General features: G+C 43.4%; 24 protein-coding genes. 19 read left to right on the forward strand and 5 right to left on the reverse strand.

The features are described 5' to 3' along the window. The first annotated feature begins 84 nt into the window (after positions 1 to 84). The 3 genes from LOR49_RS04910 to LOR49_RS04920 all read left to right on the forward strand — a co-directional run bounded on the left by LOR49_RS04910 (position 85) and on the right by LOR49_RS04920 (position 1,809). Positions 85 to 939, forward strand: a complete 855-nt coding sequence (locus LOR49_RS04910; protein ID WP_240375045.1) for a polysaccharide deacetylase family protein — start codon at positions 85 to 87, stop codon at positions 937 to 939. A gap of 115 nt (positions 940 to 1,054) precedes the next feature. Further along, positions 1,055 to 1,342, forward strand: a complete 288-nt coding sequence (locus LOR49_RS04915) for a UPF0223 family protein (protein ID WP_240375046.1) — start codon at positions 1,055 to 1,057, stop codon at positions 1,340 to 1,342. 17 nt (positions 1,343 to 1,359) lie between these two features. Beyond that, on the forward strand, positions 1,360 to 1,809 hold the full coding sequence (locus LOR49_RS04920; RefSeq protein ID WP_240375047.1) for a GlcG/HbpS family heme-binding protein: 450 nt from the start codon (positions 1,360 to 1,362) through the stop codon (positions 1,807 to 1,809). Positions 1,810 to 1,860: 51 nt separating this feature from the next. Here the strand turns inward: LOR49_RS04920 and LOR49_RS04925 are convergent, their stop codons facing one another. Next, positions 1,861 to 2,493 (reverse strand): YktB family protein, encoded by a 633-nt coding sequence (locus tag LOR49_RS04925; RefSeq protein ID WP_240375048.1) that lies wholly within the window; start codon positions 2,491 to 2,493, stop codon positions 1,861 to 1,863. A gap of 297 nt (positions 2,494 to 2,790) precedes the next feature. Between LOR49_RS04925 and LOR49_RS04930 the strand changes: the two genes are divergently transcribed. Together LOR49_RS04930 and LOR49_RS04935 are read left to right on the forward strand one after the other, a co-directional pair. Beyond that, positions 2,791 to 3,024 (forward strand): hypothetical protein, encoded by a 234-nt coding sequence (locus LOR49_RS04930; protein ID WP_240375049.1) that lies wholly within the window; start codon positions 2,791 to 2,793, stop codon positions 3,022 to 3,024. Positions 3,025 to 3,199: 175 nt separating this feature from the next. Beyond that, on the forward strand, positions 3,200 to 4,003 hold the full coding sequence (locus LOR49_RS04935) for an inositol monophosphatase family protein (protein ID WP_240375050.1): 804 nt from the start codon (positions 3,200 to 3,202) through the stop codon (positions 4,001 to 4,003). A gap of 40 nt (positions 4,004 to 4,043) precedes the next feature. On the opposite strand, the gene LOR49_RS04940 is transcribed toward LOR49_RS04935, so the two are convergent. Next, a complete protein-coding gene (locus LOR49_RS04940; RefSeq protein WP_240375051.1) occupies positions 4,044 to 4,217 on the reverse strand; it encodes a DUF5325 family protein in 174 nt (57 codons plus the stop codon). Between the two features lie 163 nt (positions 4,218 to 4,380). Between LOR49_RS04940 and typA the strand changes: the two genes are divergently transcribed. Both typA and LOR49_RS04950 read left to right on the forward strand, forming a co-directional pair. Beyond that, a complete protein-coding gene (gene typA / locus LOR49_RS04945; protein ID WP_240375053.1) occupies positions 4,381 to 6,237 on the forward strand; it encodes a translational GTPase TypA in 1,857 nt (618 codons plus the stop codon). Positions 6,238 to 6,267: 30 nt separating this feature from the next. Further along, positions 6,268 to 6,624, forward strand: coding sequence for a YlaH-like family protein (locus tag LOR49_RS04950; RefSeq protein ID WP_240375054.1), 357 nt, complete (start codon positions 6,268 to 6,270; stop codon positions 6,622 to 6,624). Between the two features lie 58 nt (positions 6,625 to 6,682). On the opposite strand, the gene LOR49_RS04955 is transcribed toward LOR49_RS04950, so the two are convergent. Beyond that, positions 6,683 to 6,883, reverse strand: a complete 201-nt coding sequence (locus LOR49_RS04955; protein ID WP_240375055.1) for a YlaI family protein — start codon at positions 6,881 to 6,883, stop codon at positions 6,683 to 6,685. A gap of 213 nt (positions 6,884 to 7,096) precedes the next feature. Between LOR49_RS04955 and LOR49_RS04960 the strand changes: the two genes are divergently transcribed. Further along, positions 7,097 to 7,552, forward strand: coding sequence for a pyridoxamine 5'-phosphate oxidase family protein (locus tag LOR49_RS04960; RefSeq protein WP_240375694.1), 456 nt, complete (start codon positions 7,097 to 7,099; stop codon positions 7,550 to 7,552). A gap of 234 nt (positions 7,553 to 7,786) precedes the next feature. Beyond that, complete coding sequence (locus LOR49_RS04965; RefSeq protein WP_240375056.1) at positions 7,787 to 9,115, forward strand: PhoH family protein; 1,329 nt, start codon at positions 7,787 to 7,789, stop codon at positions 9,113 to 9,115. A 100-nt stretch (positions 9,116 to 9,215) separates the two neighbouring features. Here the strand turns inward: LOR49_RS04965 and LOR49_RS04970 are convergent, their stop codons facing one another. Beyond that, complete coding sequence (locus LOR49_RS04970) at positions 9,216 to 9,716, reverse strand: peptidyl-prolyl cis-trans isomerase (protein ID WP_240375057.1); 501 nt, start codon at positions 9,714 to 9,716, stop codon at positions 9,216 to 9,218. 218 nt (positions 9,717 to 9,934) lie between these two features. Here LOR49_RS04970 and LOR49_RS04975 point away from each other — a divergent pair, with 218 nt between their 5' ends. From LOR49_RS04975 to LOR49_RS05005, 7 genes are all read left to right on the forward strand, one after another. Then, complete coding sequence (locus tag LOR49_RS04975; RefSeq protein WP_420830414.1) at positions 9,935 to 10,201, forward strand: Fpa/YlaN family protein; 267 nt, start codon at positions 9,935 to 9,937, stop codon at positions 10,199 to 10,201. 214 nt (positions 10,202 to 10,415) lie between these two features. Continuing rightward, positions 10,416 to 13,865, forward strand: coding sequence for a pyruvate carboxylase (pyc, locus tag LOR49_RS04980; RefSeq protein WP_240375059.1), 3,450 nt, complete (start codon positions 10,416 to 10,418; stop codon positions 13,863 to 13,865). 266 nt (positions 13,866 to 14,131) lie between these two features. Next, positions 14,132 to 14,914 (forward strand): 2-keto-4-pentenoate hydratase, encoded by a 783-nt coding sequence (locus LOR49_RS04985; protein WP_240375696.1) that lies wholly within the window; start codon positions 14,132 to 14,134, stop codon positions 14,912 to 14,914. A 19-nt stretch (positions 14,915 to 14,933) separates the two neighbouring features. Beyond that, positions 14,934 to 15,821 (forward strand): acetaldehyde dehydrogenase (acetylating), encoded by an 888-nt coding sequence (locus LOR49_RS04990; protein WP_240375060.1) that lies wholly within the window; start codon positions 14,934 to 14,936, stop codon positions 15,819 to 15,821. A gap of 17 nt (positions 15,822 to 15,838) precedes the next feature. After that, positions 15,839 to 16,852, forward strand: a complete 1,014-nt coding sequence (gene dmpG / locus LOR49_RS04995; RefSeq protein ID WP_240375061.1) for a 4-hydroxy-2-oxovalerate aldolase — start codon at positions 15,839 to 15,841, stop codon at positions 16,850 to 16,852. A 33-nt stretch (positions 16,853 to 16,885) separates the two neighbouring features. After that, positions 16,886 to 17,662 (forward strand): 2-keto-4-pentenoate hydratase, encoded by a 777-nt coding sequence (locus tag LOR49_RS05000; protein ID WP_240375062.1) that lies wholly within the window; start codon positions 16,886 to 16,888, stop codon positions 17,660 to 17,662. A 22-nt stretch (positions 17,663 to 17,684) separates the two neighbouring features. Further along, positions 17,685 to 19,148 carry an aldehyde dehydrogenase gene (locus LOR49_RS05005; protein WP_240375064.1) on the forward strand — a complete coding sequence of 488 codons (1,464 nt, stop codon included), beginning with the start codon at positions 17,685 to 17,687 and terminating at the stop codon, positions 19,146 to 19,148. A gap of 126 nt (positions 19,149 to 19,274) precedes the next feature. Here the strand turns inward: LOR49_RS05005 and LOR49_RS05010 are convergent, their stop codons facing one another. Continuing rightward, positions 19,275 to 20,180, reverse strand: coding sequence for a COX15/CtaA family protein (locus LOR49_RS05010; RefSeq protein ID WP_240375066.1), 906 nt, complete (start codon positions 20,178 to 20,180; stop codon positions 19,275 to 19,277). Positions 20,181 to 20,509: 329 nt separating this feature from the next. Between LOR49_RS05010 and cyoE the strand changes: the two genes are divergently transcribed. From cyoE to LOR49_RS05025, 3 genes are all read left to right on the forward strand, one after another. Beyond that, positions 20,510 to 21,448 carry a heme o synthase gene (gene cyoE / locus LOR49_RS05015; protein WP_420830401.1) on the forward strand — a complete coding sequence of 313 codons (939 nt, stop codon included), beginning with the start codon at positions 20,510 to 20,512 and terminating at the stop codon, positions 21,446 to 21,448. A gap of 127 nt (positions 21,449 to 21,575) precedes the next feature. Further along, positions 21,576 to 22,637, forward strand: a complete 1,062-nt coding sequence (gene coxB / locus LOR49_RS05020; RefSeq protein ID WP_240375067.1) for a cytochrome c oxidase subunit II — start codon at positions 21,576 to 21,578, stop codon at positions 22,635 to 22,637. A 41-nt stretch (positions 22,638 to 22,678) separates the two neighbouring features. Then, complete coding sequence (locus LOR49_RS05025) at positions 22,679 to 24,538, forward strand: cytochrome c oxidase subunit I (protein WP_240375698.1); 1,860 nt, start codon at positions 22,679 to 22,681, stop codon at positions 24,536 to 24,538. Position 24,539 lies beyond the last annotated feature (1 nt).

A 24,539-nucleotide genomic window follows, 5' to 3' on the forward strand; every position in this document is an offset into this window, starting at 1 on the left:
ACTTTTTACGTTTTTTTATTTTTTTTCGCCGTATTTTACCTTTTTTTGCTATGATGGAAAAAGAAATAGGAGTGGAGGGATAAAGTGAAACACTTTCTATACGCCAGTGTGTGTATTTTATTTTTAAGTGCTTGCAGTACAACTGCACAAGAAACAGCAGACCAGACAGACAATCAGCAAAACTCAGAATCAAAGGACATAGGAGAAACAGTCGAGAATGACGAAGAAACAGCATCTACAGATGAAAGAGAAACAGAAAAAGACGCTACAGAGGAAAAATCGATGCCACAATATGAAATCCAGGAAAGTAACTGGTCGATACAGCCTGTTCAGGAAGATGTAGACGCACAGAAAGTTCTCGTTACGATTGATGATGCCCCGGATACGTACAGCTTAGACATGGCAGAGTATCTTGCGGAACAAGAGATCCCGGCTATCTTTTTTATCAATGGTCATTTTTTACATAATGAGGAGAGTAAAGAGCAATTAAAAAAAATCCACGATCTCGGTTTTGAGATTGGAAATCACACGATGACGCACGTTAATTTAAGCGATATTTCCGCGGAGGAAACAGAAAAAGAAATTGTGGAAGTAAACGACATGATTGAAAAGATAACCGGGGAGCGTCCAACTTTCTTTCGTGCCCCTTTTGGGGTAAATACCGATGCTTCTAAAGAGGTTCTCAAAGAAGAAGGAATGACGTGGATGAATTGGACATACGGGTATGACTGGGAAGCGGATTATATGAATGCGGAAGCACTTACCGATATTATGTTAAATACAGAACTGTTATCAGACGGTGCAAACCTGTTAATGCATGACCGTGAATGGACGAAAAACGCGCTTCCGGACATTATCGAAGGTTTCCAGTCGAAAGGATACGGATTTATTGATCCGTCACAGATCATAACGAATGAAAAAGCCGAACCCAGCCAATAACATGGCAAGATCCCTCAAAGGAATGCGGGGGATCTTTTTTCTGGAGGAAGGGAAACATGATAGCAGGAGTGTGTTACGCTACTGACTAGGGATATGAAGGAAAGGAGGCATTAAAATGGAAGAAGAACTGCCGATGCCGATTTCCATGGATTGGAATAAGGAAGAAGTAGTCGACGTAGTCAATTTCTTTCAAACCATCGAAAGAGCGCAGTATAAAGCGGTATTGCGCGATGATATACTAGCTCTTTACAGCCGCTTTAAAGAAATCGTTCCTTCCAAAAGTGAAGAAAAACAATTATTTCGCCAATTCGATAACAGTGCCGGCGTCTCCTGCTGGAAAACGATTCAAACGGCTCGCCAGGCGGAACCAGGTGAGAAAATTAATTCCTCACGTCAGAAATAGAAGAGGAGACATAACGTATGGAATACAGCAATGAACCAATCTATAAGACGAGCAATATTTCATTATCAACAGCTGCCCGGATGGCAGAGGCGGGTGAGAAGAAAGCAGGTCAAATCGGGGTGCCGATCGTGTTCACAGTGTTGGATGCAAGCGGGAATACGGTATTGGTACACCGGATGGATCGTGCATTGCTCGGCAGTTTGGACGTGTCTTACAAAAAAGCGTATACCGCGGCTGCTTTTCGCAAACCAACACACGATTTAACCGAAAATGTTCAGCCCGGTTTTCATTTGTATGGCCTTCAATGGACTAATAATCATAAAGTGGTCCCGCTTGGCGGAGGTTATCCCGTCAAAGCTGGTGATACCGTCTTGGGTGGTATTGGAGTGAGCGGTGGTGCTATTGAAGAAGACATACAGATAGCAGAGGCAGCTTTAGAAGCATTCAAGGACGATATGGAAGCGTGAATGAGGTTGAAAGGAAGGCAGCTAAAAGGGAGCTGTCTGCCTTCTCTTTCATCATCCAATTTGTTCGTAAGACATGTTGTAAAAAGGGACCAACGTAGTGAAAGTTTCCTTTGCTACCTCCAAAAAGCGCTCACCATCGCGTAGTATGGGATCGTTCCGATCTAAATGCCTACCGATTAAAAATTCCCCTTTTTTCACGTCGCGAAAACGCTCTAAAGACTTTGTCAAATCCTCGTCATTCATATTTTGAAGAAGAGAAGAGTCCTTTTTCGTATGGTCGAGAGAGATTCTGAAATCCCCGGGTAATTCTTTAAATACAGGTTGTTGTTTTAAAAAAGAATTAGCAGCTTGTTCTTTGTTAGGCATCTCATAAATATAGGCAAGCCATAAAAATAAATGATCATCAAACAACCCCACTTGAAAATGGGGATGTTTCTTATAGCCCCGTTTGTTGTCGGCAATGCCTAGCCACGTATCCTGCGGGGGATTTTTAGTCCGTCGTGCGTGTTTAGCAATATGAAGGTGCATTTCTTTTCCGAGTAACATCGATAATTCTTCGGTCAAATAGCTGCCGACTTCTTGGAATTTTGGCTGAATACGTGATTGGATCGCTTCCATTCGATTTTCCAGACCGTCAATATCGAAGGAGTCAAAATCCTTTGCTTCGAATCCTTGAAAAGTCATTTGCTATTCCCCTCCTTTCAGTAGCATAAATGGCTGTTAAAAAGCATGCCAGCTTTCTAAGGTAATAATATCGGTTTAAAAAGAGAGAAGCAAATTAAAAATGTTAGCGGAGTTTGAGCCGTTTCGTTGAGTCTGGAGAGCACCTTGAAAAAAATGCCGGTAAAAATTTGTTTTGCTTCAGAAAGATTTTGTGCTATAATTAGCTAAAATAGATATCTGAATATTTTGTTTAGTTGGCATAAAATAAGACACACTCACATCTATTTTTACCATTTATAAAAAGGGGTGGAGTTGGCCATGGAACAGCAGGTAATGCAGACGTTGAATCAAAAAGGTATCGAGAAAAGACTGTCGGTAGTGCGTATGGAGATTGATTACGAGCTTGTCAGTTTGCACGATGCGATGCTGGCCGAAGACCTCACGGAGAAGAATCGCTGCAAACGCCGGCTGAAAAAGTTGCGTAACGAATGGAATCGTTTAACGGTCAATGATCGTAAGGCGTTCAAAACAAAGGAAAGACATTATACTTAATTATCTTACAAGTCTGGCTGGGCACAGGATACCAGCCGGCTTTTTTTGTTTTTACTCGTGTTTACCTTGATCTATTAGAAAGGTATGTATGTTAATTTTCCTTCACCTATGCCATAATAAGTAAAGAAAAAGTGCTAGGTAGAGAAATATAGAGTGAACATAATGGAGTGGTTACATGACAGGCAACTGGAATGATGTAAAAAGCACCGCCGTATTGTGGATGGATGAGGCTGGAAAGATGTTAAAGGAATCGCTGTCAAGGTCGCTGCACGTCGAACAGAAATCGAACCCAAATGACCTGGTCACGGAAATGGATATTAAAATAGAACGTTTTTTAAAAGAGCGAATAGAAAATACATTTCCTTCCCATCGAATTCTGGGTGAAGAGGAAACAGGTGCGAATATTAAGACCACGGACGGTGTGTTATGGATTATTGATCCGATAGACGGGACGACCAACTTTGTCCACCAAAAGTTTAATTTTGCGATATCTGTTGCCGTAGTCGAGAATGGTGTTGGCAAAGTTGGCATTATTTATAACGTTATGCAAGACGAATGGTTTACAGCAGTAGAAGGAGAAGGAGCATTTTTAAACGAACGAAGGCTGCCAGCTGCTACAGAAGTAGATCTTCCAGAAGCTATTATTGGTCTTAACGGTCGATGGCTCGCTCGTGAAACGCGTAGGGATGAGCAGTCTTTACATACGATGGTGCGTAAATCAAGGAGTGTACGCTCATACGGATCAGCTGCAATAGAATTAGCGTATGTTGCCTGCGGACGGCTGGACAGCTACATTAGCTTCCATTTATCCCCTTGGGATTATGCGGCAGGACTTGTCATGTTGAAAGAAGTAGGCATTATCGTAACCGATTTCAAGGGGAAGCCGCTCCCGCTGTTAACGTGGAGCCCTCTTTTAGCCGCACGCCCTCATCTGCACGATCAACTCTCTTTGTATGTCCATGACCATCGGGGATTTTAAAAAAAAGTATGCCCATTTTTGTTGGGCATACTTTTTGTCGTTAAGATTCTATTCTTCCCCGCAATTTACGAGCGACAGCAAAGGCTGCGTACAATCCGACCAGACAAACGACGGCTATAAGAAAAGAACGCTCTGCCACAGCGACTCCAATACCGGCAATGCTAAAAACAGCTAATGTGGCTAATAATAAAAAATAAACTTTATAACGATCCATACCTTCACCTTCCAACATTAATTCCACTCTAAGTCTACACCTAATGAGAGATAATGAAAAGAGGAAGGTACACAGATGAAAAAGGCGTGTTTTTTTCTAGATATAGATGTGGTATAATTGACTAGTTAATGAACTGCACGAAGAATAGGAGCGATATAATTTAATGAAAGTACGGAATGATTTACGCAACATTGCGATAATTGCCCACGTTGACCATGGTAAAACAACCCTCGTAGATGAGCTCTTAAAACAATCAGGTACATTTAAAGAGCACGAAAAAGTAGATGAGCGGGCAATGGACAACAATGACATCGAGAGAGAGCGCGGAATCACGATTCTTGCGAAAAACACTGCAGTGCAGTACAGAGACACCCGTATAAATATCATGGACACACCAGGCCACGCCGACTTTGGCGGAGAAGTGGAACGAATTATGAAAATGGTGGATGGTGTGCTGCTCGTCGTAGATGCTTACGAAGGCTGTATGCCACAAACACGGTTCGTCCTGAAAAAAGCACTTGAACAAAAATTAACACCGCTCGTCGTGTTAAATAAAATTGATCGTGATATGGCACGGCCGGAAGAAGTGGTTGATGAAGTGCTGGATCTGTTCATCGAGCTGGGTGCGGATGATGACCAGCTTGATTTCCCGGTTGCTTACGCTTCCGCAATTAATGGAACCGCAAGCACCAATCCGGACCAACAAGATGATAATATGGACGTATTATTTAATATGATTATCAAGAATGTCCCAGCGCCAGTCGATAATCGGGAAGAGCCTTTCCAATTTCAGGTGACGATGCTTGATTATAATGAGTATTTAGGAAGAATCGGAATCGGACGAGTTTTTCGCGGCACGGTTCAAACAGGTGATCAGGCAACGATTATTAAGAATGATGGCTCTACAAAAAACTTCCGTGTGACAAAGCTATTCGGGTTTATGGGGCTGAAAAGGATGGAAATTGATCGTGCTGAAGCAGGTGATTTAATTGCACTGGCAGGAATCGAGGATATTATGGTAGGCGATACCGTATGTCCTTCCGATCATCAGGATCCGCTTCCGGCTCTTCGTATTGATGAGCCAACTCTGCAGATGACATTCCTTGTTAATAATAGTCCATTTGCCGGCCGTGAAGGGAAATATGTCACGAGCAGAAAGCTGGAAGAACGACTGTTTACTCAGTTAGAAACAGATGTCAGTTTGCGAGTGGATCGTACGGACTCTCCTGACATTTGGACAGTTTCCGGCCGCGGAGAGTTGCACCTGTCTATTTTGATAGAGAATATGCGCCGCGAAGGCTATGAGCTTCAAGTGTCAAAGCCGGAAGTTATTATTAAAGAAGTTGAAGGTGTGAAGTCTGAACCGGTAGAGCGAGCACAAATCGATGTGCCTGAGGATTATACTGGGAGTATCATGGAATCACTTGGGGAGCGCAAAGGTGAACTATTAGATATGGTGAATAAAGGCGACGGCCAAGTGCGTATGGACTTCCTCATCCCTTCTCGCGGTTTAATCGGATATACGACAGAGTTCATGGCACAGACAAAAGGCTACGGTATTTTAAACCATTCCTTTGAAGGCTACAGACCTGCCTATGCAGGGCAAGTAGGTGGGCGTAGACAGGGTGTGCTCGTTTCTATGGAATCAGGAAAAGCGACTCCGTACGGAATGATGCAGCTTGAAGATCGTGGTACAATGTTTGTAGAACCGGGGACAGAGATATATGGCGGGATGATTGTTGGGGAGCATAACCGTGACAATGATTTAACGGTTAACATCACGAAAGCGAAGCAACAAACTAACGTCCGGTCCGCTACGAAAGACCAGACGGTTACAATGAAACGTCCGCGCATTCTTACTTTGGAAGAAGCATTAGAATATTTGAATGAAGATGAGTATTGCGAAGTAACGCCGGAATCCATCCGACTGCGGAAAAAGATTTTAGACAAAAGTACCCGTGAACGGGAAGAAAAACGTAAAAAGTTAGCGAACAAAAATGCGGAAACCTCTCTTTCTTAAGAAAGGGACGAGGCACAGAGGTGAAAAACAATGACAGTCGCTGCTGTAAATCCGGGCGATGTTGAGATTACGAAAGAACAGTTGAGCTGGATAGCTGGTGCTTTGCAGGTTCATGAAAATCCGATCACTGGTTTTTGGCTGTTATACGTAGCTATCGTTATCATGAGTATTATCGTTTTCAATCTCGGTTTTGCCCGCAAGCTTCCGATTCTTAAAAATGTAATTGTGTACAGCGGACTCTTGATTGGAGCGCTTATTTTAACGATTTTTGCAATTGGGATGCCAGTAGTAGAGTCTCTTATTGCAGCGGCACTCGTGCTAGGTATTTATCGTATTCGGCTTCACCGGCATAAAAAAGAACAGCACAATCAAGAAAGCACAGTTTAATTGAAAAAAGCTAGGCGTCCCAAGAATTGGGGTGCCTAGCTTTTTACATTCTTCTTTTTCACAGCTCATGGTTATTCTTTGGATCACGGTACAGCCGAAAATGTCCGGTTGCCCGTCTTTTTTCGGTTCGTATCTTGACCCGCTCATAGCATTCGTCGCATAAGTACGTATGAATTGGCCGGTTACGAAGTTTTTTGGCAAGCGGATCACTGCTTTTCAAATCATCAATCGTTTCACAAATTGCACATTTGACTTTCATTGTTTTTTCACACTCCACACAAACTGCTCGAAAAATAACGAAATCTCAGGAAGCTTTTCTCATTGTATCATGAGCCACCGGGGGAAATATACTCAACAACGATCTATTTCAGAAAAATCATCTAGGGAAAGAGGATTAAACAAAAGAATGTAGTAATATACTATTACGTAAGGAAAATTTATTGTGAGCAGAAAGAAACAAGACAGGGGGATTATGATGAACAAGACACAGCCATCCTTAACCGACGATTTACTGCAAGCCTTACGGAAAGAAACCTACGTAGCTGTTGCAACTGTTGATCAAGAGACAAATGCTCCGTACGTGAGCGCTATTTCATGGGTTTATGCCACTGACAAAGATACGGTTTGTTTCTCGGTCGACAACAGTTCAAAGACGGTCGCTAACCTTAGAAGAAACAAAGCACTTGCCATCACAGTTATTGAAAGTGGCACTACCTTTGCCATTTCCGGCCAAGGTGTTATTCTTAAGGAGAAAATTGAAGGTATTCCTATAGATCTTGCTCTTATAGAATGTGCTATTGATGAAGTGCGAGATATTATGTTTTACGGGGGAAAAATGATAAATGAGCCCGGCTTCGAGAAAATATATGATAAGGAAGCGGCTGCAAAACTAGATAATCAAGTAATGAAAGCATTAAAAGAGGCTTAGTTCGGCTATTTTTCGGACTGGCCTCTTTATTTGTCCACGACGCTGTCTGAATTTTACCGTCAATTTCGTCCATGTTCTCGCATAAAATAGAATCAGTAGTAGAAAAAAAGAATCATTCGGGAGACACCTGTAGTACATTAGACCTATGACGCCTTTTGAACGTCCTCCGAGAGTTATTTCTTACCTCCTGAAAAGGAATTACAGAAAGTCATTATTCAGTGGGGAGGAAGTCCATTGAAAAAAATTTATGTATTGGATACGAATGTGTTATTGCAAGACCCACGAGCTTTATTTCAGTTTGAAGACAATGAAGTCGTCATACCAGCTGTTGTTCTTGAGGAAATAGACGCGAAGAAAAGATATATGGATGAGATTGGCCGTAACGCCCGGCACGTATCCAAAATTTTAGACAGCTTCCGTTGTGAAGGAAAGCTTCATGAAGGCGTACCTCTGGAAAATGGAGGGACAGTACGGGTAGAGTTAAATCATCGATCGTTTCATTATTTAAAAGAAACGTTTATGGATATGACGAATGATAACCGAATTTTAGCCGTAGCGATGAATTTACAGACTGAACAAGAAGCGGGTGATAACCCTAAGAAGGTTTGCATTGTCAGTAAAGACGCTCTTGTCCGAGTTAAAGCTGATGCTCTTGGTATAAAAGCTGAAGATTTCTTAAGTGACCGGGTGACAGAATATGATAATGTTTACAAAGGTAAAATTTATGCAGACGTACCGGTTGGCCTGCTTGATGTTTTTTACGAAAAGCAAACCCTACCTGTTTCGGCACTTGAGAAAGAAAGTTTGAATCCCCATCAATTTGTCATATTGAAGGACGCTCTCGGGACTCCGGCTTCTGCGGTAGGAAAAGTAGATGAAACCGGGAAAATGGTCAAGCCTTTTGCCGTTGATCTCGAACATGTATGGGGGATCAAGCCAAGGAATGTAGAACAGAAAATGGCACTGGAGCTGCTTTTGCGCGATGAAATACAGGTCGTCACTTTAACAGGTAAAGCAGGTACAGGAAAAACACTTTTATCACTGGCGGCAGGTTTATTACAGACGGAGGACATGGGGAAGTATAATAAATTACTGGTAGCGCGCCCCGTCGTACCTATGGGAAAAGATATAGGGTTTTTGCCCGGGGAAAAAGAAGAAAAATTACGGCCGTGGATGCAACCGGTATTTGATAATTTGGAGTATTTGTTTAACGCGAAAAAGCCAGGAGAAATTGACAAAATATTAGCCGGGATGGGATCGATACAGGTCGAGGCGTTGACATACATTCGTGGGCGCAGCATCCCGGATCAGTTTATTATCATTGACGAAGCCCAAAACCTAACGAAACATGAAGTAAAGACTATTTTAACAAGAGTTGGGGAAGGAAGTAAAATTGTATTGATGGGGGATCCCGGTCAAATCGACCATCCGTACCTCGATGAGTTAAACAACGGCCTTGCTTATGTGGTGGAAATGTTCAAACAAGAGGCTATCAGTGGGCATGTAAAATTAGAAAAAGGAGAGCGTTCCGGACTTGCGCAATTAGCTGCTGATTTGTTATAACGAGGAAACGACGTAAACACTTCGGCGCTGCGAGAGAATGTCGCTTTGTTCGGGATAGAAGAAGCAAAGCAGGGAATATCCATCCTTGCTTTGCTGTTGGTTAAAGGAGGCGAAACCCTTTTACGCCGGTTATCGGATTTTCTTTATTACGAGCGTCACCGTAATAGACATGGACAGGACCTGTTTCCCGCAAAGGAGCACCATCTTTTGAGAAGCCGATTACAAAGTTTTTCGCTTCTTCTAATGCTACTATGTATTCGTCTCCGTTTATTGTCTCTATCGCTACTTTAGAAGCATCTTCATTGGGATCGGCATTTTCTATAAACGAGCCAAAGGGGATACCAAATGTACCATTGATCAGTGCCTCTTTTTTATTACGCACTTTATTTGTTTGCGACCGCGGAATTTGTGCTCCTTCAATCATTTCTTTATCCCATTGCTTGGAGATTGATTTAGTATACGCTTCTAAGTCGTCTTGTTTCCTTTTTTCTTCGCCTTCCCAAGTTTTTAGGTCGATTTTACGATCATCAAAAATCCATACAGTAGGGTCAATTGTAATTTGATGCTTTGTCTTACCATGAATCAATACGATAAATTCCAAGAGGGAACCTCCTTCATAATTAGTTCTTCTCTATCCTAACATAAAGTGAAATGTCAATCAGTGGGTTATTTTCTCCCCAAATTATAAGGATAACTCAAGTTAAAGCGTTATAATGATGTAAACGACGCACAAAAGTCGTCTTGCAATTTAGGCAGGTAACGGATAAGATAGAATAAGGGAGTTAATGAGTAGGAGGGATCACCTTGAGCGTGAAGGCGATGACCGAGCATAGTGAAAAAGCATACGCCCTGCTTCAAGCCGATGCGGAAAAGATCCGGAAATTAATTGAAGTGCAAATGGAGAACCTGACAATGCCCCAGTGCCCTCTTTATGAAGAGGTCTTAGATACACAAATGTTTGGCCTTTCCCGTGAGATTGATTTTGCGGTACGGCTGGAGTTAATTGACGAAGAGACGGGGAAACATATTCTAAGTGAGCTAGAGCGAAAACTGGCGGCGTTTCATGAAGCGGTTGTCGGTAAATAAAGGAAAACCAGGCAGAAAGATTGAGCCTGGTTTTCTTTTTTTACTCAAAAAAAGTAATTTACGGAGCCTAATTCTCGGCAGTGATTTATCAAATATTTTGACAGATTTTGAATACGTGTTATGATAACTTATATTTAAAATTATCAATCAACACGAAACATTCTAAGGATTGAGTGCAAATCAGTGGAGAGAAACGATACCGAGGAGGGACTCTATGAGTGGAGTAAGAAACATAAAAAAAGTTCTAGTAGCAAACCGAGGAGAAATCGCTATACGTATTTTTCGTGCGTGTACCGAGCTACATATCCGGACGGTGGCAGTTTACTCAAAAGAAGATTCCGGTGCTTACCACCGTTACAAGGCAGACGAAGCTTATTTGATCGGAGAAGGTAAAAAGCCGATAGATGCGTATTTAGATATTGAAAGTATTATTGAGACAGCGAAAAGCAATGAGGTTGACGCTATTCACCCCGGATATGGATTTTTATCAGAAAACCTTGAATTTGCGAAGCGCTGTCAAGAAGAAGGAATCATTTTTATCGGTCCGGAAACGAAGCATTTAGAAATGTTCGGGGATAAAGTACGTGCACGCGAAACTGCAATTAACGCAGGTATTCCTGTTATTCCGGGAAGCGATGGACCTGTCACGAATCTGGATGAAATCAAGCAATTTGCTGATGAGAATGGCTTTCCCTTCATTATAAAAGCGTCTCTTGGTGGAGGGGGACGCGGTATGAGAATTGTCCGCAGCCCGGAAGCATTGGAAGATGCTTACGATCGTGCACGCTCAGAAGCAAAATCGTCATTTGGCAATGATGAAGTGTATGTCGAAAAGTTTATCGAAAACCCTAAGCATATTGAAGTTCAAATTCTTGGTGATAAGGATGGAAACATTGTCCACTTGTATGACAGGGACTGTTCTGTTCAGCGCCGTCATCAAAAGGTAGTGGAAATTGCACCGAGTGTTGCTCTCAGCCTTGAGCTTCGGGAGGAAATCTGCGCGGCGGCGATTAAATTAGCTAAAAACATCGATTATGTAAATGCCGGTACGGTTGAATTTCTTGTGAATCCAGATGGGGAATTTTATTTTATTGAAGTGAACCCGCGTATCCAAGTGGAGCACACCATTACAGAAATGGTTACCGGGGTGGATATTGTTCAAACCCAGCTGTACATTGCAGACGGGAAGCCGCTGCACGGTCCGGAAATTGGAATCCCGGAGCAAGAGAGAATCACGACGAATGGGTTTGCAATCCAGTCACGAGTGACAACAGAGGATCCCTCAAATAATTTCTTCCCGGATACGGGCAAGATTATGGCTTACCGTTCAAGTGGCGGATTCGGAGTTCGGTTGGATGCCGGGAACGGCTATCAAGGGGCTGTCATTACTCCTCACTATGATTCTCTCTTAGTGAAAGTCTCGACCTGGTCGTTGACGTTTGAAGGCGCGGCAGCGAAAATGCTCCGTAACTTACGGGAATTTCGAATTCGCGGGATTAAAACAAACATTGCTTTTTTAGAAAATGTCGTTCAGCATGAAGAGTTCCTTAACGGAAAATACGATACCTCCTTTATTGATGCAACACCGGAGTTATTCGTCTTTCCGAAGCGTAAAGACCGCGGAACAAAAATGTTAACATTTATCGGAGAGACGATTATAAATGGCTATCCAGGTTTGGAAAAGGTAAAAAAACCGATCTTCGAACAAGTCGATATTCCAAAAGTGAAATATAGTGATCCGATTCCGTCCGGAACGAAACAGATACTTGATGAAAGAGGGCCGGACGGTCTGGCAGAGTGGGTAAAAAACCAAAAAGAAGTACTATTAACAGACACAACATTTCGTGATGCCCATCAATCTCTTTTAGCTACACGAGTACGTACGCATGATTTGAAGAGGATTGCCGAACCGACCGCCCGCCTCCTGCCAAACTTATTTTCTTCCGAGATGTGGGGAGGAGCCACCTTCGATGTGGCGATGCGTTTCTTGCATGAAGATCCGTGGGAACGCTTGATCACGTTACGAGAAAAGATGCCGAACATCTTGCTGCAAATGCTCTTGCGTGCTTCCAATGCAGTAGGTTATAAAAACTATCCGGATAATGTCATTAAAGAATTTGTTTCGCGTTCCGCAGAAGCAGGAATTGATGTCTTTCGGATTTTCGATTCCTTAAATTGGCTGGATGGAATGAAACTCGCGATTAATGAAGTCCGTGAACAAAACAAAGTAGCAGAAGCATCCGTCTGCTATACCGGAGATATTCTTGATCCGTCGCGTAATAAATATGATTTAGCTTACTATAAGAACTTTGCGAAAGAGCTTGAACGTGCAGGTGCCCATATTCTTGGGATTAAAGACATGGCCGGCCTTCTAAAACCTGAAGCGGCGTACCAGTTAATTTCGGAGTTAAAAGCGACAGTTGATATTCCGATACACCTACATACGCATGATACGAGCGGAAACGGTCTTGTCATGTATACCCGCGCAGTCGAGGCAGGTGTAGACATTGTAGACGTAGCAGTGAGTTCGATGGCCGGCCTTACGTCGCAGCCGAGCGCCAATAGTCTTTATTACGCACTCAAAGGAACCGACCGTGCGCCAAACGTTGACATTCAAGCGCTTGAGCAGTTTAGCGAGTATTGGGATTACACACGCAAATTTTATCAAGGATTTGAAAGCGGGATGAACGCGCCCCATACGGAAGTTTATGAACATGAAATGCCCGGCGGTCAGTACAGCAACCTGCAGCAACAGGCAAAAGCAGTTGGGCTAAAAGGACGCTGGAACGAAGTGAAGAAGATGTACCGCCGTGTGAATGACATGTTTGGAGACATCGTCAAAGTAACACCTTCTTCTAAAGTTGTCGGCGACATGGCTCTGTACATGGTGCAAAATAACTTAACGGAAGATGACATTTATGAGAACGGCGAAAACCTCGATTTCCCTGATTCCGTTATTGAATTTTTCCGTGGGGATATCGGCCAGCCTTATCAAGGTTTTCCAAAAGAATTGCAGAGCATTATTTTAAAAGGAAGAGAAGCGATTACGACTCGTCCAGGTGAACATATGGAGCCTGTTCGCTTCCAAGAGTTGAAAGAAGAACTATATCACTCTCTGGATCGCCAAGTAACAAGTCATGACTTGATTTCATATGCATTATATCCGAAAGTGTACATGGAATTTGAGCGGTTCCGCGAGCAATTCGGTGATGTATCGGTTCTCGATACCCCGACGTTCTTCTACGGTCTCCGCCTTGGCGAAGAAATTGAAATCGAAATTGAACAGGGAAAAACATTAATTGTTAAGCTAATCTCAATTTCCAAGCCTCAGGATAACGGCAACCGAATCGTTTATTTTGAACTTAACGGCCAGTCGCGGGAAGTCATCATTAAAGACCAGAATGTAAAGACAGCTGAAACGAATCGACCGAAAGCGGATAAAACAAATGCGAACCATATCGGGGCTTCCATGCCAGGGACGGTTATCAAAAGACTTGCGGAAAAAGGGGAGCGCGTGAAAAAAGGCGATCATCTGATGATTACGGAAGCGATGAAAATGGAAACAACCGTGCAAGCTCCATTTGATGGAGAGGTGAAGGACATCCATGTTAATGATGGCGACACGATAGAAACAGGTGACCTTCTCATTGAGTTGACAAAGTAAATCAGTCCCTACGTTTTTCCCTTGTTGGAAGGGAACTACAGGGCTTAAACGAGACTGTCTTCCACTTCGGAGGGCAGTCTTTGTCTTTTACTTAAGAGAAATTACTTTTCGGATGAATCTCTTCATTTAATTTCACGATACGGGATAAGTTAATTGATTTTTCTGCAAAATGTTCCATAATGTTGTTAGAAGGAAGGATAACGTTCTCCTTGTTATCTCATATTGTTTAAAGTAACTCTTAAACTAGCAGAGGAGGTTGTGTCGTGATGGTTGATCAATCGACAATTATACAATTAGCGGAAAAATTACATGATGCTGAAATAACAGGGAACGGGGTGGAGCCATTAACTTCGTCTTACCCTGCATTGACAGCCGAAGAAGCTTACTATATTCAATTAGAAAACGTCAAACGAAAAACGGATAGCGGACGACGTATAACAGGGAAAAAAATAGGGTTAACATCTCTTGCTATGCAGGAGCTCTTAGGTGTGAATGAACCGGATTATGGTCATCTCTTTGATGACATGGCAATTGGTAATCGGGGAGTCGTCCCTGCAGGGAAACTGATCTATCCGCGGATTGAAGGTGAAATCGCTTTCGTTCTTAATAAGGATATCAAAGGGCCCGGAATCACGACGCATGATATTTTACAAGCAACGGAATACGTCTTGCCGGCGATTGAAATTGTCGACAGTCGTGTGAAAGATTGGCAGATAAAATTAGAAGATACGATTGCTGATAATGCTTCTTCCGGCCTGTACGTTCTTGGAGATGAGCCCATCTCTCCCAAAGGACTTGATCTGTCACAGCTTGGCATGGTCCTTTATAAGAATGGAGAGTTGATAAACACGGGAGCCGGAGCTGCTGCGATGAACCACCCCGCACGATGTGTTGCGTGGCTTGCGAACCGTCTCTCTCACTTTGATATCTCTCTAAAGGCAGGGGAAGTCATTTTATCAGGGGCGCTGTCGAAAGCAGTAGACGGAAAACACGGTGATTTGTTTGAAATTGAGCTGGAGAAATTAGGATCAGTTTCTGTCACACTTTAGAAGAAGGAGGAGCACATTTATGAGTAAACGGCTGCAAACAGTGATTGTCGGGTCGGGAAATATCGGAACAGATTTAATGTATAAAATACAACAGTCAGAACTTTTGGAACTTGTTGGAATGGTAGGTATTGAACGGGGCTCAGAAGGGTTAAAACGAGCTGCTGACATGGGTTACCCGGTCTATACAGGTGGAATCGAGGAATTTATTGAAAAAAATAAAGACAAGATGCCGGATTTAATGTTTGATGCGACTTCGGCTAAAGCTCATGTGCTAAATGCGGAGAAGCTGGAACCGTATCATACTAAGATGCTTGATTTAACACCAGCTAAAATAGGTCCAGCTGTCATTCCTCCCGTAAACCTTGACAGACTTACCGATGAAAAAGATCTAAACCTTATTACGTGTGGAGGCCAAGCGACTATCCCGCTTGTCCATGCTGTAAATCGGGTGCAGTCTGTTGCATACGCAGAAATTGTTGCCACGATTGCCAGCAAAAGTGCGGGTCCAGGAACACGAGCAAACATTGATGAATTTACCGAAACAACTGCATGGGGTATTGAACAAATTGGCGGTGCAGATGCCGGTAAAGCTATCATTATTCTAAATCCTGCCGAACCACCGATTTTGATGAGAGACACGGTTTATTGCGAACTTCATGAAGCACCAGTTGATAAGAAGGCTATTACGAATTCAATCCATAACATAGTGGAAGAAGTACAGGAATACGTGCCGGGATACCGGCTGCGCTCTGAACCGATTTTCGAGGAAAATAAAATTACGATTTTTATCGGAGTTGAGGGTGCGGGGCATTTTCTCCCGCAATATGCCGGAAATCTTGATATTATGACTGCGGCTTCAGTACGGGTTGCTGAACAATTGGCTAAGCAGACGGTTACGGCCGATTAAAAAAGAAGGGAAGGCGGATGATGAAGATGGACAACCGAGATATTTTAATAACAGAAGTAGCACTGCGTGATGGAAGCCATGCAGTCGCCCATCAATTTACAGTCGAACAAGTGGAAGATATTGTTGAGCAGCTGGATGGTGCAAATGTTCCCTATATAGAAGTTGCACATGGTGACGGATTAGGCGGTTCATCCTTGCAGTATGGACGTTCAAAAGTAGATGAAATGAAATTAATCGAAGCCGCGGTATCGAAATGTGTACGTTCCAAAATCGCAGTCTTACTGCTGCCGGGTATCGGCACAAAAACCAAACTGCAGGAAGCACGTAATATTGGCGCCCACATGGCAAGAATTGCAACGCACGTCACAGAAGCCGATGTATCCGCCCAGCATATTCATTTAGCAAAAGAAATGGGAATGGAGACAGTTGGATTTCTGATGATGGCCCATATGGTACCAACCGTGAAGTTAGTGGAACAGGCAAAACTAATGGAGAGCTATGGGGCAGATGTTGTATATATTACAGATTCTGCGGGCGCGCTACTTCCTCATGAAGTAAGAGAACGAGTCCAAGCACTGAAAGAGGAGCTAACTATAGAAGTCGGCTTCCACGCTCATAATAATTTGTCAGTTGCTATGGGAAATACTCTGGAAGCAATTGATGCGGGTGCGACAAGAATTGATGGAAGTATCCGCTGTCTCGGTGCAGGCGCTGGCAACACGCAGACCGAAGTTTTGACTGCAGTATGTGACCGTTTAGGAATTAAGACCGGGATTGGTCTGTATAAAATAATGGATGCTGCCGAGTATCATGTTGCACCGCTGCTTCCTCAGCCGCAAGAAATAACGAAGGACAGTCTCGCAATGGGATACGCCGGCGTGTACTCCAGCTTTCTCCTACATGCCCGCCGCGCTGCTGAAAAATACAACTTAGATGCGAGAGATATTCTCACGAAGCTCGGGGAAATGAAAGTCGTCGGCGGTCAGGAAGATATGATTGTCGATATCGCCTACGAAATGTCGAAAAAATAGCACTATTAATAATAGTTGTAGAGGTGAGGGAGAATGTTCGAAGTAGAAAAAATGGTAGAGCAATTGTTGTCAGCGGAAGACAACCATCAGGAACTAATCCGATTTACAAAGGATAACCCGGATTTTTCCATTGAACAGGGATATGATCTCCAGAATATGTTGATAAAAAAACGCCTCAGTCAATCGCATCGTATCATTGGGATGAAAATGGGGCTGACGAGTCTGGCAAAAATGCAGCAGATGAATGTTAATTCTCCAATATACGGCCATCTATTAGATTATATGCAGCTCGATCCGGGAGTTCCTCTCATCCATTCAGAATTAATCCACCCGAAAGCAGAGGCGGAGATCGCCTGCGTCTTGAAAAAAGACCTGCAAGGCCCGGATGTTACGGCAGCTGAAGCCATACGTGCTATCGATTACGTTGTACCGGCCTTTGAGATCATTGACAGCCGATATGAGAATTTTGACTTTAAACTGCCGGACGTCGTAGCAGATAATGCTTCCTCCTCACGTTTTGTGTTAGGGACGAAGCCAATAGAGCCTACAGAGATAGACATGCGTCTTGTTGGCATGACATTTTGGATTAACGGAGAATTAAAAGCATCCGGGGCCGGTGCAGCTGTGCTCGGTCATCCGGCGAATTCATTAGCAGAGCTTGCGAATATGCTTCATGAGCGAGACCAATATTTGCGAAAAGGAGATATCATTCTAACTGGAGGATTGACAGCAGCAGTTGCCCTGGAGCCAGGAGATACAGTGGAAGCAAAACTGGGCCAGAACGACAATGTATGTTTTCAAGTGGTGTAAACAGTAAAGGGGGAGAAAACAAATGAGCCAGGTAATGCATGAAAAGCTAGTGAAAGATGCCAAGCTTTTTATAGACGGGAAATACGTGGATACGGCCTCAGGAAGTACGTTTGACTCGTATAATCCAGCGACGAATGAAAAGCTTGCCTCTGTAGCAAACGGCGGGGAAGAAGATGCAAGGTATGCCATTGACGTAGCCCAGCGTACGTTTGCAAGCGGTGTCTGGAGCAATATGACGGTGGAGGACAGGTCGCTGATTTTGTGTAGAATTTCAGACCTGATTTTAGAACGGGTTGAAGAAATCGCGTACGTAGAAACATTGGACGTCGGAAAACCGATTAACGAAAGCATCGGTTTTGATATACCGAGAGCAGCTTCTAATTTCCGCTTTTTTGCAGAGATGATCAAGTTTTGGACACACGAGAATTTTCCTAACAAACATGTGATGTCGTATTCAGAATACGCACCTGCTGGTGTGACAAGTCTGATTATTCCGTGGAATCTGCCGTTTATGCAATTGACCTGGAAAGCCTCAGCGGCGCTTGCAGCTGGTAATACGGTAGTTGTGAAACCGGCTTCTTACACACCGCTCAGTGCCCTGATGCTCGGGGATATTGCGAATGAGGCTGGCCTTCCTCCGGGTGTCTTAAATATTATTACCGGACCAGGAAGTACACTTGGAACAGCAATGGTTACCCATCCATTCGTGAGACGAGTGTCGTTTGTCGGCGAATCATCCACTGGAAAAACTGTAATGAAAAACGCCGCTGAAAACTTAATTCCCGTTTCTCTCGAACTCGGCGGCAAGTCGGCGAATATTGTTTTTGAAGATGCCGATCTAGATGAAGCAGTAGAAGGATCGATTGATGCGATCTACCGCAACCAAGGAGAAATCTGTCTTGCCGGGTCGCGTTTGCTCGTACAAGAGAGTATCTATGACAAGTTTCTAGAAAAGTTCGTGAACCGAGTAAAGAAGATAAAAGTAGGAGATCCGCTTGATAAAAAAACGGATATGGGCGCTCTCGTTGCCGAGAGTCATCTGGAAACCGTAGATGATTATGTGAAAATCGGACTGGCAGAAGGAGCTAAATTAGCCTATGGTGGAAAGAGAGTAGAAGGACTTGAAAAAGGGAATTTCTATGAGCCAACCGTTCTCTATGATGTCGATAATAAAATGCGTGTTGCCCAAGAGGAAATATTCGGTCCTGTTTTAGTAGTTATCCCCTTTAAAGACGAGGAGGAAGCGGTTAAGATTGCGAATGATTCCCCGTATGGCTTAGCAGGTGTCGTGTGGACGAACAATTTAAGAAGGGCACAGCGGGTTACGACTGGCATCAACTCTGGCTTGTTATGGGTGAATTGCTGGTATATCCGCGATTTAAGAACACCGTTTGGCGGTTCCAAGGCGAGCGGCATTGGGCGCGAAGGCGGACGCCATAGCTTTGAATTTTATTCAGAACCAAAAACCATTACAATGAAGCTGTAGGTCACAAGCTGATGGTGGCAATGCTCTCTTTTTCATGTGTATATAATATAAAAAGGAGACTGTTCCGGTTTCATGAACAGTCCCTTTTTCAATGAAAAAAATCGGCAAAGGTTAAAAGAAATTTGTTTACGAATAAGTTTTTCTGGTAATGATCATAACCATGTAGCCTAGTACTGTAAATAATAATGTGATCGTCAACGCATGAAAAAGTGCTGGAGTTAAGTATGTGTCTGCATACAATATCGAAACTCCCGCGGCTATCTGGATGAGGATGAGCACAAAAACAGTAATGCTTGTCCATAACAAGCTGGCGTAATGTTTATATTGCTTGATGGTCCAAATGGCTAAAATAAGTAACAACAATGTTAACAGGTAAGCTGCTACCCGGTGAGTGAAATGAACACCAATTTGATGACCGATGCCGCTTGACATGTCAGGAATAATTTGATTATTACAGAGCGGAAAGCCCGAACAGGCATAAGTTGCATCTGAATGTTTTACATACGCACCTGTATAGATGACTAAGTACGAATAGATAAAGACGATAAAAAGATAAATACGGTAACTTTTGCTCACCACCGGGGCGGTTGAAGACTTTCCATCTTCAAAAGCGAGAATACTTAGAAGTGCGACAGATGCAAATGAAATAGTAGAAATACCAAAGTGAAGAGCAAGGACGATGTCGGAATTTCCCCAAATAACGGCACCTGCTCCCATTAATCCTTGAAAAACGATAAACAGTACGGCCATTAATGATAAGAACTTTGCCTCTTTTAAATGGGAAAGTTTCTTCCAAGCCCAGATGGCTAGTATAATGATGACAATCCCCATTAGTCCGGACCAGAGGCGGTGGCTGTACTCAATAATTGTTTCGATGGCTGGGTTTTCTGGAACAACTTCTCCAAAACAGAGTGGCCACGTCGCCCCGCACCCTTCTGCCGATCCAGTTTTCGTCACTAAAGCTCCCTGCAAAAGGACGATCATCATCCCAATAGAGGCAAATATACCAAAGAATTTCAACCCTCTGTTCAATCTATACATCTCCTTTATTTGCCGTATATACATTAAGATTTAGCATGAATACCCTCATCTTATAAATAATAAAGGAAGAAAGTCAATTTCCAAAACATGAACTTTGTTGAGGTGATAGGAAAATGTGAAGATACTGTGAAACTCTTGAAAAAGATGAAACAAACATTTTTTTAGGCTATAATGTCATGTAGAAGTTAGTTGAGGGAAGGCAGATCAGTCTTTCTCTTTTTCGCGGTTATGTGATATTATCGGTGGAGAACTTTTACAAATTTTGTCGAGTATTCCTTAAATTGTTCACACAGAGCCGCGTTGAGAAGGGAGGGAACGATTTGCATAAAAGTAACACGGTGGCAAGCACTGCTAAAGTTATGGATACAGACATGGGAAATGTGCAGGAAGAAGCTGGCAATAAAATGCGGAAAGATTACCAAGCACTGGCTAAGGCGGGCATTGTTTCTTCGAATTTAATTACTGTATTTGCGGGGATCTTTCTTGCCTCTGTTTATACGGATTTTTATCTGCTCCAAAACTTACACATATTAATCTTAACAATGGTGGGTTCAGGACTCGTAATGGCGGGGGGATACACGCTTAATAATTATATTGATCATGACATTGATTCTCTGATGAAGCACACCCAGGATAGACCTACGGCCACCGGAAGTGTTAAGCTTTCCAATGTCCTGTTTGCTGGTCTCATTCAGGCAGCTGCCGGGATTTTTATGCTGGCAGCAGTAGAAATAGTTGCTGCTGTAATAGGGGGCGTTGGACTCGTTGTATATGTACTCATGTATACGATGTGGTTAAAAAGGGTATCGGCGTTAAGCACTGTTGCTAGGAGTATCTCTGGAGCAGTCCCGCCACTTATTGGTTGGGCAGCAATTGATCCCGGACTTCATATCTATGCCTGGCTGTTGTTTGTGATTATGTTTATTTGGCAGCCTCCACATTTTCTTTCATTAGCGATGCGCCGCTCCAATGAATATGAAGCGGCAAATGTGCCAATGCTTCCTGTAGTGGCAGGTTTCGCCATGACAAAACGACAAATTGTCCTGTATGTTGCCATTCTCTTGCCTGTGTCATTGTTCCTATATCCCTTTGGAGGCGTCTATACGACGGCTGCTGCTGTTCTTGGATTAGGATGGCTCATGCTCGGTCTTGCCGGCTTCACAATGAAAGATGATAGTAAATGGGCAGGCATGATGTTTGTATACTCACTGATTTACCTCACTATTTTGTTTGTGCTTATGGTCATTGTCCATTTTTGAACGAGTGATTCGGGCCTGAAGTTTGCAGATCTTGGCTGTTTGTTCACTCGTAGATTAAGGGAAAATGACTGTAACAGCATATAAATTTTGCAATCATTTTTAAGTGAAAGAGAGGTTTGATGGTTTTATGAGAAAGCGCAAAGGCTTGTTGCGTTTCCTCCCTCTATCCGCGATACTTTTGTTACTTGCGGGTTGTGGAGAGGAAAGGTTATCTGCATTAGATCCAAAAGGCCCGCAGGCGCAATGGATCTTTGACAACATGGTACTAAGCTTATATGTCATGGCCTTAGTTGTCATTGTAGTTTTCACGTTGTTTTTTATTGCAGTAGTAAAATTCAGAAAGAAGCCTGGAGATAATGAACTTCCAAAGCAGGTGGAAGGTAGTAAAGCATTGGAGATTACGTGGACGGTTATCCCGATTATCCTCTTGATTATCCTTGCTGTACCAACCATTCAAGGTACATACTATTTTGCTGAGGGTCCTCCCGAAGCTGCAGGTGAAAGCGGCACAGAGGGAGAAGACGGGGCTGCACCGGAAACAGACGCAATTGTGATCGACGTAACCGGGCATCAGTATTGGTGGCAGTTTGACTACCAGGAAGGTTTCACTGCAGGAAATGAAGTACACATCCCTGTTGGTGAAAAAGTTTGGTTTAACTTAACAGCAAGTGATGTCATGCACTCTTTCTGGGTTCCCGCTCTCGGAGGGAAATTAGATACTGTCCCTGGTGTTGAAAGTATGATGTGGCTCCAAGCTGATGAACCAGGGGTCTATAAAGGAAAATGTGCTGAATTGTGCGGACCTTCTCATGCATTGATGGATTTTAAAGTAATTGTCCAAGAACCGGACGAGTACGCTGCATGGGTTGAAGAAATGTCTGCGGAAGAGCAGCCTCCTGAAGAGAACACAGTTGTTGCAGATGGGCGTAAAGTATTTGAAGATCAAGGCTGTATTGGCTGTCACGCTGTTGGAGGCCAGGGATCCGCTCAAGGACCGACGCTGACTAACTTTGCCGACCGTGAATACATTGCCGGAGTTATTGACTATAATAACGAGAATTTAGAGGCGTGGATACGTGATCCACAGTCTTTTAAACAAGGTAACAATATGCAGCCGTATCCGAACATGAGTGATGAGGATATGGAAGCACTTATTGAATATCTCAATACGCTTAGTGCGGAAGAGTAATATGTGGAATAAAGGAGGTAAACCACTTGGCTACTGCTACTATGACAGCAAAAAAAGAAAAAAGTGTTTTGTGGGATTGGCTGACAACAGTCGATCATAAAAAGCTGGCAATTTTGTATTTGGTGGCGGGCACACTGTTCTTTGTTAAAGCTGGTGTGATGGCACTTTTTATACGTATACAGTTAATGATTCCAGAGAATGATTTCATGACTGGCCAAGTCTTTAACGAACTGATCACCATGCACGGTACTATTATGTTGTTTTTGGCGGTCACTCCGCTGATATTTGGGTTTATGAACTTTGCAATCCCTTTGCAAATCGGAGCCCGGGACGTTGCGTTTCCTTTTATTAACGCGCTCGGATTCTGGATCTTCTTTTTCGGAGGACTATTACTAAGTGTCAGCTGGTTTTTCGGAGGTGCTCCAGACGCAGGCTGGACCGCTTATGTACCACTTTCTACACGTGAATTTGCGGGGTCCGGCATGGACTTCTATGCACTGGGGCTTCAGGTAAGTGGTTTCGGTACATTAATATCAGCGATCAACTTTATTGTTACAATTATTAACATGCGTGCTCCAGGAATGACGATGATGAGAATGCCGTTATTCTGTTGGACAGGACTTGTTACGTCCATATTGATCGTCTTTGCCTTTACACCGCTTGCTGCAGGGCTTGCATTATTAATGCTTGACCGGATTTTTAGCGGCCAGTTCTTCCTGCCGGATATGGGCGGAAATGCGATTTTGTGGGCACACATTTTCTGGATTTTCGGGCACCCGGAAGTGTACATTCTTGTTCTCCCGGCGTTTGGAATCATTTCAGAAGTAGTTCCTGCATTCTCGCATAAACGTCTATTTGGCTATACAGCGATGGTCTTTGCGACAATCGTAATCGCCTTCTTGTCATTTATGGTTTGGGTTCACCACATGTTTACGATCGGTATCGGTCCGATTACGAACTCGGTGTTCGCCCTTGCAACGATGACGATTGCGGTGCCGACGGGTATTAAAATCTTTAACTGGCTCTTCACGATGTGGGGAGGAAAGCTCGTATTTAATACAGCGATGCTATGCGCTGCTTCATTCGTACCGACATTCGTATTAGGTGGGATTACTGGGGTTATGCTGTCTATGGCTCCTGTCGATTATCTGTATCATGATACGTACTTTGTCGTGGCGCACTTCCACTACATCATTGTTGGCGGTATCGTCTTCGGTCTCCTTGCAGGTCTCTATTACTGGTATCCGAAGATGTTTGGCCATAAATTGAATGAAACATTAGGGAAAATCATGTTTTGGTCGCTTTATATTGGCTTCCACCTAACATTTTTTATCCAGCACATTCTTGGTTTAATTGGGATGCAGCGTCGAGTTTACACGTACCTTGGCGGGCAAGGCTTTGATATGATGAACCTCGTTTCAAGTATCGGTTCATTTGTAATGGGTGCGGCGATTGTTGTTCTCGTGATCAATATTGTATACTCTGCTTATACATCTGAGCGGATTACGGTACGCGATCCATGGGATGCAAGAACACTTGAATGGTCTACACCTACACCGATTCCGGAGTATAACTTTGCGCAAACACCGCAAGTTCGTTCTCTTGATCCTTGGTTTTACGAAAAAGTCCATGGGGACGGCACGATGAAGCCGGCTGAGCCGATGGGTGATATTCATATGCCTAATGGTTCAATCCTGCCATTTATGATTGGGCTCGGTCTCTTTATTTGGGGATTCGGTATGATTATGCTGAACATGGATAATCCGATTATCCCACCAGCCATCGTCATCGGCGTTGGTTTTGTGATTACGTTTGGTATGATGGTGCTGCACTCGAAAGAAGATCACGGCTACCATATTCCTGTTGACGAAGTGAAGAAAATTGAAAAGGGGGTTGGCTAAA

This window comes from Bacillus piscicola (assembly GCF_022458745.1).
GTDB classification, from domain to species: domain Bacteria; phylum Bacillota; class Bacilli; order Bacillales; family Marinococcaceae; genus Alteribacillus_A; species Alteribacillus_A piscicola.

What these genes read in the sequence shown, in the direction of transcription:
- LOR49_RS04915 (WP_240375046.1), top strand. Translation starts at nt 1,055, where the DNA reads ATGGAAGAAGAACTGCCGATGCCGATTTCCATGGATTGGAATAAGGAA.
- LOR49_RS04920 (WP_240375047.1), top strand. Translation starts at nt 1,360, where the DNA reads ATGGAATACAGCAATGAACCAATCTATAAGACGAGCAATATTTCATTA.
- LOR49_RS04925 (WP_240375048.1), bottom strand. Translation starts at nt 2,493, where the DNA reads ATGACTTTTCAAGGATTCGAAGCAAAGGATTTTGACTCCTTCGATATT.
- LOR49_RS04930 (WP_240375049.1), top strand. Translation starts at nt 2,791, where the DNA reads ATGGAACAGCAGGTAATGCAGACGTTGAATCAAAAAGGTATCGAGAAA.
- LOR49_RS04935 (WP_240375050.1), top strand. Translation starts at nt 3,200, where the DNA reads ATGACAGGCAACTGGAATGATGTAAAAAGCACCGCCGTATTGTGGATG.
- LOR49_RS04940 (WP_240375051.1), bottom strand. Translation starts at nt 4,217, where the DNA reads ATGGATCGTTATAAAGTTTATTTTTTATTATTAGCCACATTAGCTGTT.
- typA (WP_240375053.1), top strand. Translation starts at nt 4,381, where the DNA reads ATGAAAGTACGGAATGATTTACGCAACATTGCGATAATTGCCCACGTT.
- LOR49_RS04950 (WP_240375054.1), top strand. Translation starts at nt 6,268, where the DNA reads ATGACAGTCGCTGCTGTAAATCCGGGCGATGTTGAGATTACGAAAGAA.
- LOR49_RS04955 (WP_240375055.1), bottom strand. Translation starts at nt 6,883, where the DNA reads ATGAAAGTCAAATGTGCAATTTGTGAAACGATTGATGATTTGAAAAGC.
- LOR49_RS04960 (WP_240375694.1), top strand. Translation starts at nt 7,097, where the DNA reads ATGATGAACAAGACACAGCCATCCTTAACCGACGATTTACTGCAAGCC.
- LOR49_RS04975 (WP_420830414.1), top strand. Translation starts at nt 9,935, where the DNA reads ATGACCGAGCATAGTGAAAAAGCATACGCCCTGCTTCAAGCCGATGCG.
- pyc (WP_240375059.1), top strand. Translation starts at nt 10,416, where the DNA reads ATGAGTGGAGTAAGAAACATAAAAAAAGTTCTAGTAGCAAACCGAGGA.
- LOR49_RS04985 (WP_240375696.1), top strand. Translation starts at nt 14,132, where the DNA reads ATGGTTGATCAATCGACAATTATACAATTAGCGGAAAAATTACATGAT.
- LOR49_RS04990 (WP_240375060.1), top strand. Translation starts at nt 14,934, where the DNA reads ATGAGTAAACGGCTGCAAACAGTGATTGTCGGGTCGGGAAATATCGGA.
- dmpG (WP_240375061.1), top strand. Translation starts at nt 15,839, where the DNA reads ATGATGAAGATGGACAACCGAGATATTTTAATAACAGAAGTAGCACTG.
- LOR49_RS05000 (WP_240375062.1), top strand. Translation starts at nt 16,886, where the DNA reads ATGTTCGAAGTAGAAAAAATGGTAGAGCAATTGTTGTCAGCGGAAGAC.
- LOR49_RS05005 (WP_240375064.1), top strand. Translation starts at nt 17,685, where the DNA reads ATGAGCCAGGTAATGCATGAAAAGCTAGTGAAAGATGCCAAGCTTTTT.
- coxB (WP_240375067.1), top strand. Translation starts at nt 21,576, where the DNA reads ATGAGAAAGCGCAAAGGCTTGTTGCGTTTCCTCCCTCTATCCGCGATA.
- LOR49_RS05025 (WP_240375698.1), top strand. Translation starts at nt 22,679, where the DNA reads ATGACAGCAAAAAAAGAAAAAAGTGTTTTGTGGGATTGGCTGACAACA.